Source organism: Streptomyces sp. Q2 (assembly GCF_056820935.1).
The window spans coordinates 124,892-132,678 of record NZ_JBXEJE010000005.1 but is presented as its reverse complement, the minus strand read 5'-3'; the positions used below and the strand labels follow the sequence as shown (position 1 = coordinate 132,678).

Annotated in this window: 7 protein-coding genes; 4 read left to right on the top strand and 3 right to left on the bottom strand. The window is 70.8% G+C overall.

Annotated features, from left to right (window positions below; translation table 11 throughout):
- Positions 1-77: 77 nt before the first annotated feature.
- From ACWBNA_RS07635 to dnaK, 3 genes are all read left to right on the top strand, one after another.
- Positions 78-1,487 carry a hypothetical protein gene (locus ACWBNA_RS07635; protein WP_482703447.1) on the top strand — a complete coding sequence of 470 codons (1,410 nt, stop codon included), beginning with the start codon at positions 78-80 and terminating at the stop codon, positions 1,485-1,487.
- Positions 1,488-1,520: 33 nt separating this feature from the next.
- Positions 1,521-2,279 (top strand): glycerophosphodiester phosphodiesterase family protein, encoded by a 759-nt coding sequence (locus tag ACWBNA_RS07630; protein WP_482703446.1) that lies wholly within the window; start codon positions 1,521-1,523, stop codon positions 2,277-2,279.
- Positions 2,280-2,373: 94 nt separating this feature from the next.
- Entirely contained in the window at positions 2,374-4,281 is a 1,908-nt protein-coding gene (gene dnaK / locus ACWBNA_RS07625; RefSeq protein ID WP_482703445.1) for a molecular chaperone DnaK, read from the top strand.
- Here dnaK and ACWBNA_RS07620 read toward each other — a convergent pair whose 3' ends face one another.
- Both ACWBNA_RS07620 and ACWBNA_RS07615 read right to left on the bottom strand, forming a co-directional pair.
- Positions 4,282-5,097, bottom strand: a complete 816-nt coding sequence (locus ACWBNA_RS07620; RefSeq protein WP_482703444.1) for an SAM-dependent methyltransferase — start codon at positions 5,095-5,097, stop codon at positions 4,282-4,284.
- 147 nt (positions 5,098-5,244) lie between these two features.
- Positions 5,245-6,108 (bottom strand): helix-turn-helix domain-containing protein, encoded by an 864-nt coding sequence (locus tag ACWBNA_RS07615; protein ID WP_482703443.1) that lies wholly within the window; start codon positions 6,106-6,108, stop codon positions 5,245-5,247.
- Positions 6,109-6,438: 330 nt separating this feature from the next.
- Between ACWBNA_RS07615 and ACWBNA_RS07610 the strand changes: the two genes are divergently transcribed.
- Positions 6,439-6,864 carry a hypothetical protein gene (locus tag ACWBNA_RS07610; RefSeq protein ID WP_482703442.1) on the top strand — a complete coding sequence of 142 codons (426 nt, stop codon included), beginning with the start codon at positions 6,439-6,441 and terminating at the stop codon, positions 6,862-6,864.
- Here ACWBNA_RS07610 and ACWBNA_RS07605 read toward each other — a convergent pair.
- Positions 6,846-7,685 carry a helix-turn-helix domain-containing protein gene (locus ACWBNA_RS07605; RefSeq protein ID WP_482703441.1) on the bottom strand — a complete coding sequence of 280 codons (840 nt, stop codon included), beginning with the start codon at positions 7,683-7,685 and terminating at the stop codon, positions 6,846-6,848. The genes ACWBNA_RS07610 and ACWBNA_RS07605 overlap by 19 nt on opposite strands.
- Positions 7,686-7,787: the final 102 nt, after the last annotated feature.

Sequence of the window (7,787 nt, the reverse complement as noted above, 5' to 3'; positions counted from 1 at the left end):
CGGGGGCGCCCCCCCCGCGACGGTCGGTTCGTGACCCGGGGCAGGGGTATCAGGATGACGGTGGCGAAAGGGACGTGATGGGGCCGGGAACATCGAGCGGGTCGACGGCACTCGACTCCGCCACACGCGAACTCACCCGCGCGGTACTGCTGTTCAGCCTGGCGGGCCGGATGCGCCCGGGCGACTCCCCACCCGGCGCCCTGGTCGACCGCTACGACTTCGGCCGCTTCGAACCGCACCTGAGGTCCAGCGAGAAGGTGCTCCCGGTACCGGTCCTGGCCGTACCCGCCGCACCGGACGACCTCCACCTGCCGCACGGCAGCCACGGCCTGCAACTCGCCACGGTCGACATCATGGTCGTCGCCACCCCGCGCGGCGACGTGACCCTGCTCCTGGACTGCGGCTTCGCCGCCGACACCGAGCCCGCCGCCCTCGCCGCCTGGCTCGCCGACACCTGCTTCCACCGCGAACGCATCCGCCTGGGCGGCAGACCGCTGCTGGACGTGCTGAACGAGCGGCTCGCTCTGCCGACACCGCTCGCCCACGGCCAGAACGTGCACCAACTCGTCTTCCCCGGCGGCCGGTTACTGCACGACCTGCTCGCCGACGGCGACGGGACCGACGGGACCGATGAGGGCTCAGCCCGCCGGCCCGCCCTGCTCAACGAGATCGTCTACCGCGGCAGGATGCCGGCGACCCACACCGCCGACCTCGACGCCACCACGCCGCCCAACCTGCGCGAGCACGGCCTCACCCTCTCCTCCCACGGCCGCGGCGTGTCCGTCCAGGCCGGCTGGGCCCCGCACGTGGAGAACGGCCTGACCCTGGTCGCACTCGGCATGATCTCCGCGCTCGCCGTCCTCCAGCGCACCCGCCTCGCCGCCTTCGAGACGATGCGGGCCAACGAACGGGCCCTGACGGACTCGCCGTACGAGGTCCGCTCCCTCATCTCCCGCCTCTCCGCGGGCGTCAACGAACTGCAACTGGACCTGGCCTTCGGCGTCGAGGCCTACGTCGACAGCCTGCTGATCCCCGAGATGCTCATGGAGAGCTTCCAGTCCTCGCTGCGCGACGCCCTCGGCATCCGCGACAGCCTCGACAACTCGGCCCGCATGGTCGAGCGCCTCACCTCCGTGATCAGCGCCCGCTCCGCGGCCCTGGACGCCGCACTCGCCGAGCGCGACGACCGCCGCGACCGCACCGTCTCCGCCCTCGTCGCCGCGGCCACCCTCATCGCCCTGCCGCCGACCCTGCTGCTGACCTTCTTCGGGATCAACGGCACGAACGTCGACGCCGACCGCTCCATCTTCGACCTCTCCGCGTACGGCACGGCGTACGCGCTGGCCTGGCTTCCCTTCGTGGTCCTCGTCGTGATCGGATACGTGCTGCTCAGGCGGGTCAGCCGACGCTCCGGCACCCTCCTGTCACCGCCCGACGGCGGCCCGCCCGCACCGGTGCCCCCGCCCCGATCCGCCTCCGGGAGCTGACCCGACCATGCGCCTGCGGAAGGTGACCTGACCATGCCGCGACGACCCGCCGTATCGGCCCACCGGGGAGGATCCGAACGCGCCGCCGCCGCCACCTGGGCGGCGTACGAGGACGCCATCGGGTCCGGCGCGGAGTACGTCGAGTTCGACATCCGGCGTACCGCCGACGGCGTCTTCGTCGTCTACCACGACCCCCGGGTCGCGCACACCGGGCCGCTCCTGTCCCGGATCACGCACGCCGAGCTCAGCGAGCGCGCCGGGTACGCCGTGCCGGTGGTCGACGAGGTCATGGACCTGATCGCCGGGAAGCTCGTGGGGCACCTGGACCTGAAGGAAACGGGCCACGAGCGCGAACTGATCGACCGGGCGATCGCCCTGCTCGGCATGGACGGCTTCGTCGCCACGACCCTGGAGGACGCCTCCGTCGCCGCCATCAGACGGGCGTTCCCCGCCGTACGCACCGCCCTGTCCCTGGGCCGCGACCGCAGGGACGTCGGCCCGGCCCGGCTGCCCGGGACCCGGCTCAGCGAGCTGCTGCCCATGCGGCGGGTCCGCGCCTGCGGCGCGACCGGGGTCGCCGTGCACCAGGGGCTGGCACGCGTGAACGTCCTGCGCGAGGCGGCCCGGCACGGCCTCCACACCATGGTGTGGACGGTCAACGAGGACGCCCCGATGCGCGCGTTCCTCGCGGACCAGCGCGTGGACGTCCTGGTCACCGACCGGCCCCGGCGGGCGGTCGCCCTGAGGGGCGGACGGCAGGACGAGCGCCGACTGGGGTACCCGTCCGTGTGAAGGAGCCCCCACTGACCGGAAACCACCCATTGACAGATACGCACTCAAGTTTTGTGCTGGAGTGCGGGAGGCTCCCTGGCGGAAGGGGACAGCGATGGGACGTGCGGTCGGAATCGATCTCGGGACCACGAACTCGGTGGTGGCCGTGCTGGAGGGCGGCGACCCCACCGTCGTCGCGAACGCGGAGGGGGCAAGGACCACACCGTCGGTCGTGGCCTTCGCCAAGAACGGCGAGGTGCTCGTCGGCGAGGTCGCCAAACGGCAGGCCGTGACGAACGTCGAGCGCACCGCGCGATCCATGAAGCGCCACATGGGCGACGTGACCTGGCGCTTCCCCGATCAGGGCGCCGTCGACGGCACCCGCTACCGGGCGCAGGAACTGTCGGCGCGGGTGCTGCAGAAGCTGAAGCGGGACGCCGAGTCCTACCTCGGCGAGGACGTCACCGACGCGGTGATCACCGTCCCCGCCTACTTCGACGACGCCCAGCGCCAGGCCACCAAGGAGGCCGGCGAGATCGCCGGCCTGAAGGTGCTCAGGATCATCAACGAGCCGACGGCCGCCGCCCTCGCCTACGGTCTGGACCGGGGCGAGGAGCAGACCGTCCTGGTCTTCGACCTCGGCGGCGGCACCTTCGACGTGTCGCTGCTGGAGATCGGCGACGGGGTCATCGAGGTCAAGGCGACGAACGGTGACACCCACCTCGGCGGCGACGACTGGGACCAGCGGGTCGTCGAGTACCTGGTGAAGAAGTTCAAGGGCCAGTACGGCGTCGACCTCGGCAACGACAAGATGGCCGTGCAGCGACTGCGCGAGGGCGCCGAGAAGGCCAAGATCGAACTGTCCAGCTCCTCCGAGACCACGATCAACCTCCCCTACGTCACCGCCTCCGCCGAGGGCCCGCTGCACCTCGACGAGAAACTGACCCGCGCCCAGTTCCAGGAGCTGACCGCCGACCTCCTCGAACGCTGCAAGAACCCCTTCCACCAGGCGGTCAAGGACGCCGGCATCAAGCTCGCCGCGATCGACCACGTCATCCTCGTCGGCGGCTCCACCCGCATGCCCGCCGTCACCGACCTGGTCAAGGAACTCACCGGCAAGGACCCGCACAAGGGCGTCAACCCCGACGAGGTCGTCGCCGTCGGCGCGGCCCTCCAGGCGGGCGTCCTGCGCGGCGACGTCAAGGACGTCCTCCTGCTCGACGTCACCCCGCTGTCCCTCGGCATCGAGACCAAGGGCGGCATCATGACCAAGCTCATCGAACGCAACACGACCATTCCGACGCGGCGTTCGGAGATCTTCACCACCGCCACCGACAACCAGCCCTCGGTCGGCATCCAGGTCTACCAGGGCGAACGCGAGATCGCCGCCTACAACAAGAAGCTGGGCGTCTTCGACCTCACGGGCCTGCCGCCCGCGCCTCGGGGCGTGCCGCAGATCGAGGTGGCCTTCGACATCGACGCGAACGGCATCATGCACGTGTCGGCGAAGGACCTCGCCACGGGCCGTGAACAGAAGATGACCGTCACCGGCGGCTCGGCCCTGCCCAAGGACGACATCGACCGCATGATGCGGGACGCCGAACAGTACGCCGAGGAGGACCGCAAACGCCGCGAGGAGGCGGAGACCCGCAACCAGGCCGAACAACTCGTCTACCAGACCGAGAAGTTCGTCCGCGAGAACAGCGACAAGATCCCCGCGGACACCAAGGCGGAGGTCGAGTCCGCCGTCACCGAACTCAAACAACTCCTGGAACGGAACGCCGAAACCAACGACCTGCGCACAGGCGTCGAGAAACTCGCCTCCGTCAGCCAGAAGATGGGCCAGGCGATGTACGCCCAGTCCGCCGCCCAGCAGACCCCCACCGAGGACACGGACGCCGGCCGGCACACCTCACCGCAGGACGAGGAGGGCGTCGTGGACGCGGAGATCGTCGACGACGAGCGCGACCAGGAAGGCAGGGGCGCGAGGGGCGGCAGGGGCGAGACGGACGGGGCGGCCTAGTTATCTCTTACGGGCGACCCCCGCGTACACCGGCACGATGCCCTCGGCCTGTACCGCCACGTCCTCCGGCTCCGGCCGCCACCCGGAGACCGGGATCACGCCGGGGCCGAGCAGCTCCAGGCCGTCGAAGAAGCGCGAGAACTCGGCGAGCGAACGCGGGTGGAAGGGAGTGCCGCTGCGACGGAAGTGTTCGGCGGCCTTCCCGATCGCCTCCGGGTTCAGGTCAGGGGTGACCTGCGACAGGATCAGATGGCTGCCAGGGGCCAGGACGTCGACGTAGCGCTTCAGCAGGCCGTGCACGTCGTCGCCGTCCGCCGCGTCACCGAGGTAGTGCGTCAGGGCCACCAGCGACAGGGCGACCGGCTGCCCGAAGTCCAGGGACTGCGCCGCCAGCCGCAGGATCGTGTCCGGGTCGCGAACGTCCGCGTGGATGTAGTCGGTCGAGCCCTCCGCCGCACCGTGCAGCAGGGCCTGGGCGTGCCGGAGCACGATCGGGTCGTTGTCCGCGTACACGACCTTCGACTCCGGCGCGACCCCCTGCGCCACCTGGTGCAGGTTCGGCTCGGTGGGAATGCCGGTACCGATGTCCAGGAACTGCCGTACCCCCGCCTCGGCGGCCACCCGGGTCGCCCGCTGCATGAACCGGCGGTTGGCCCGCGCCCCGCGCAGCACCGTGTCGTCGACGGCGAGGATCCGGCGGGCCAGTTCCTCGTCCACCGGATAGTTGTCCTTGCCGCCCAGCCACCAGTCGTACACCCGGGCCGGGTGCGGCCGGCTGGTGTCGATGCGGACGGGCGTGGCGTCGGATCCGGCCATAGGGCGTCGTCTCCTGGAGGCTGGAGGCTGGGGGGGGCAGGGGGCGGTCGGATCGTGCGGGGGTGGCGTATGTGGGCCGTGTGGGCCGTGTGGGCTGTGCGGGGTGGGCCGTGGTCCGTGGGCTGTGCAGGGTGGGCCGTGCGGGGCTCAGAAGTCCTCGCGGCGCTCCCGGAGCAGCTTCTTGGTGCGCTCGGCCGACGCGGCCCGCGCCGACATGTGGTCCAGGACCTCCAGATGCGTCGCGACCTCCTTGCGGGAGTCGAGATAGAGGGCGCCGGTCAGGTACTCGGTGAAGACCATGTCGGGCAGCTCCGGCTCGCCGAAGCGGAACAGTGAGAACGGCGCGTACGTCCCCGGATGCGGGCCCTCCTCGAACTCCGCGACCTGCAGCGTGACCCGGTCGCGCTCGGCGAACTCCAGGAGCCTGTCCAACTGGTCGCGCATGACCTCACCGTGGATGCTCACCGGCCGCCGCAGCACCGTCTCGTCCATGATCACCCACAGGTGGGGCGGGTCCGGGCGCTCCAACAGCCGCTGCCGCTCCATGCGCAGGGACACATGCCGCTCGGTCGTCTCCGGTCCCGCCTGCCCTATCGTCCCCGCCTCCATCACGGCCCGCGCGTACGCCTCGGTCTGCAACAGACCCGGCACGAAGTGCGGTTCGTAGGAGCGGATGATCCGGGCGGAACCCTCCAGGCTCACGTACAGGCTGAACCAGTCCGGCAGCACGTCGTGGAACCGCTGCCACCAGCCCGGCCGGTTCGCCTCCTCGGCCAGGTCCACGAAGGAGGCCGTCTCGTCGTCGCCGACACCGTACGTCTCCAACAGCACCTGGACATACGGTATTTTCAGCGCGACCTCGGCCATTTCCATCCGCCGTACGGTCGCCGGGGCCACCCGCAGAACCTGTGCGGCCTCCTCGCGCTTGAGGCCGGCCGCCTCCCGCAGTTCCTGCAGGCGTCTGCCGAGCACCACCTGACCCACGGTGGGCGCAGGACGCCGCTCACTCACGCCACGCCTCCCCTACGCGTCGAAGCTTGCGTGCAGTGTGCCATGTTCCATGGCGGTCACATCAGTCCCAGGGGCCGGGGGACAAGCCACGGGGCGGGGCGGGGGCGGGGACGGTGTGCGTTCCTCCCCGCCGGGATTACCTCAGGGGTAATCGACCGGGGCGCCGGCCGACGGGATCGTGGTGGCAACGGGTTCCGGGCCGGCGCACTCCGGCCCGGGATCCGGGATCCGGGATCCGGGATCCGGGATCCGGGATCCGGGATGTGGGATTCGAAATCCGGGATCCGGGATCCGGTTTTGCCACTCGACTTCGACAGAGGGTGATTCGTCATGTCCGCGACCCAGCTCGCCGCGCTCGCCCGTAGCTCCGACCCGCACACCAAGCTGCGGCGCTTCCTCGTCCTGGACGCCGTGGTGACCGGGGCGAACGGCCTCGCCTACCTGACCGCCTCCGGCCCGCTCGGGCGTTTCCTCGGAACCGACTCGGGGCTGCTCCTCGGACTCGGGATCTTCCTCACCGCGTACGCGGCGGCCGTCGGCCTCCTGGCGGCCCGCGCCCATCCGGCCGCGCTGCCCGTCCGGGCCGTGATCGAGGCCAACCTCGCCTGGGCGGCGCTGAGTCTCGTCGCCCTGGCCCTGTGGCTGTCGCCGACCACGGCCGGCGCCGTGTGGACCGTGCTCCAGGCTCTCACCGTCGCCGGCTTCGCCCTGCTGCAGTACACCGCCCTGAGGAGCCGTCAGGACATCAGTGAGTGAAGGTACTTGACCGTCGCCGGGTCGGCCGGGAGCAGCGTCTCGATGGCCAGCTCGGCGACGGTCACGTCCATGGGTGTGTTGAAGGTGGAGATGGACGAGACGAACGACAGTGTCCGTCCCTCGTGCTCGATCTGCATCGGCAGCGCGAAGCAGGCGACGGGCTCGGCCGGCTGTCCGCCCAGAGCCTCGGCGGCCGCCTCCGGCACCGGGTACGCGGCGACCTCTTCGTACAGCGCCCGCAGCGGCTCCGAACGGTGCAGGGCGATCTGTCGGCCCATCTGGGCCAGTAGATGCCCGCGCCACTCACGGAGGTTGCGGATGCGGGATGCCAGGCCCCGCGGATGCAGGGTCAGCCGCATGGCGTTGAGCGGTGGCGCGAGCAGGGACTCCGGGATGCCGTCGAGCAGCATCAGGATGCCCCGGTTCGCCGCGACGACGTTGTACATCGCGTCGACCACGAGGGCCGGGTACGGCTCGTAGCCCTGGATCAACCGCTCCATGCCTTCGCGCAGGGAGTCCAGCGCCGGGTCGTCCAGCGGGGTCTGGGGGTAGTGCGGGGCGTAACCGGCCGCCAGCAGCAGGGCGTTGCGCTCGCGGACGGGAATGTCGAGGTGTTCGGCCAGCCGCAGCACCATCTCCTCGCTCGGCCGGGAACGGCCTGTCTCGATGAAGCTGATGTGCCGGGCCGAGGAGTCGGCGCGCAACGCCAGCTCCAGCTGACTGACCCGTCGTTGCTCCCGCCAGGCCCGCAGCAGTGGGCCCACCCCCTTGTCGGCGGGGGTACCGGCGGGCGCGGCGGAACCGGACGCGAGAATGGTCATACGGACGACCGTAGCCGAGGAACGGCCACGGTTGACGGGCGGTCGCAGCCGGGATGGCGGCGACCGTCGGCGATCAGCCCTGGTCGAAATACCGTGGTCGAA

Coding starts and splice junctions, on each gene's coding strand:
- ACWBNA_RS07610 (WP_482703442.1), top strand. CDS start 6,439: ATGTCCGCGACCCAGCTCGCCGCGCTCGCCCGTAGCTCCGACCCGCAC.
- ACWBNA_RS07630 (WP_482703446.1), top strand. CDS start 1,521: ATGCCGCGACGACCCGCCGTATCGGCCCACCGGGGAGGATCCGAACGC.
- dnaK (WP_482703445.1), top strand. CDS start 2,374: ATGGGACGTGCGGTCGGAATCGATCTCGGGACCACGAACTCGGTGGTG.
- ACWBNA_RS07635 (WP_482703447.1), top strand. CDS start 78: ATGGGGCCGGGAACATCGAGCGGGTCGACGGCACTCGACTCCGCCACA.
- ACWBNA_RS07620 (WP_482703444.1), bottom strand. CDS start 5,097: ATGGCCGGATCCGACGCCACGCCCGTCCGCATCGACACCAGCCGGCCG.
- ACWBNA_RS07605 (WP_482703441.1), bottom strand. CDS start 7,685: ATGACCATTCTCGCGTCCGGTTCCGCCGCGCCCGCCGGTACCCCCGCC.